This is a genomic window from Vibrio ruber DSM 16370 (genome assembly GCF_900163965.1).
GTDB lineage: Bacteria > Pseudomonadota > Gammaproteobacteria > Enterobacterales > Vibrionaceae > Vibrio > Vibrio ruber.
Genome location: NZ_FULE01000090.1, coordinates 1 through 1451 on the forward strand (window position 1 = coordinate 1; position 1451 = coordinate 1451).

General features: G+C 52.9%; 1 rRNA gene. It reads right to left on the reverse strand.

Going from position 1 to position 1451, the window contains the following annotated elements:
- A 23S ribosomal RNA gene (locus VR7878_RS20375) occupies window positions 1-1451 on the reverse strand; the annotation flags it as partial.

Below are 1451 nucleotides of genomic sequence, written 5' to 3' on the forward strand. Positions count from 1 at the left end.
TGACCTGCTTTCGCACCTGCTCGAGCCGTCACTCTCGCAGTTAAGCGGGCTTATGCCATTGCACTAACCTCACGATGTCCAACCGTGATTAGCCCACCTTCGTGCTCCTCCGTTACACTTTGGGAGGAGACCGCCCCAGTCAAACTACCCACCAGGCACTGTCCTCACCCCAGATAATGGGGCCAAGTTAGAACATCAAACATACAAGGGTGGTATTTCAAGGTCGGCTCCACAGTCACTAGCGTGACTGCTTCAAAGCCTCCCACCTATCCTACACATGTAGGCTCAATGTTCAGTGCCAAGCTGTAGTAAAGGTTCACGGGGTCTTTCCGTCTAGCCGCGGGTACACTGCATCTTCACAGCGATTTCAATTTCACTGAGTCTCGGGTGGAGACAGCGTGGCCATCATTACGCCATTCGTGCAGGTCGGAACTTACCCGACAAGGAATTTCGCTACCTTAGGACCGTTATAGTTACGGCCGCCGTTTACCGGGGCTTCGATCAAGAGCTTCGCCTAAGCTAACCCCATCAATTAACCTTCCGGCACCGGGCAGGCGTCACACCGTATACGTCATCTTACGATTTTGCACAGTGCTGTGTTTTTAATAAACAGTTGCAGCCACCTGGTATCTGCGACTCTCATCAGCTCCATCCGCAAGGGACTTCACCAGCAAGAGCGTACCTTCTCCCGAAGTTACGGTACCATTTTGCCTAGTTCCTTCACCCGAGTTCTCTCAAGCGCCTTGGTATTCTCTACCCGACCACCTGTGTCGGTTTGGGGTACGATTTCTTGTGAACTGAAGCTTAGAGGCTTTTCCCGGAAGCATGGCATCAATGACTTCATCACCTTGGTGACTCGACATCGTGTCTCAGCCTATCGTAGAGCCGGATTTGCCTAACTCTACAGCCTACGCACTTGAACCTGGACGACCGTCGCCAGGCCCACCTAGCCTTCTCCGTCCCCCCATCGCATTCACAACAAGTACGGGAATATTAACCCGTTTCCCATCGACTACGCCTTTCGGCCTCGCCTTAGGGGTCGACTCACCCTGCCCCGATTAACGTTGGACAGGAACCCTTGGTCTTCCGGCGAGGGGGTTTTTCACCCCCTTTGTCGTTACTCATGTCAGCATTCGCACTTCTGATACCTCCAGCAGACTTTACAATCCACCTTCAACGGCTTACAGAACGCTCCCCTACCCAATATACTAAAGTACATTGCCGCAGCTTCGGTTTACAGCTTAGCCCCGTTACATCTTCCGCGCAGGCCGACTCGACTAGTGAGCTATTACGCTTTCTTTAAATGATGGCTGCTTCTAAGCCAACATCCTAGCTGTCTGAGCCTTCCCACATCGTTTCCCACTTAGCTGTAATTTGGGACCTTAGCTGGCGGTCTGGGTTGTTTCCCTCTCCACGACGGACGTTAGCACCCGCCGTGTGTCTCCCGGATA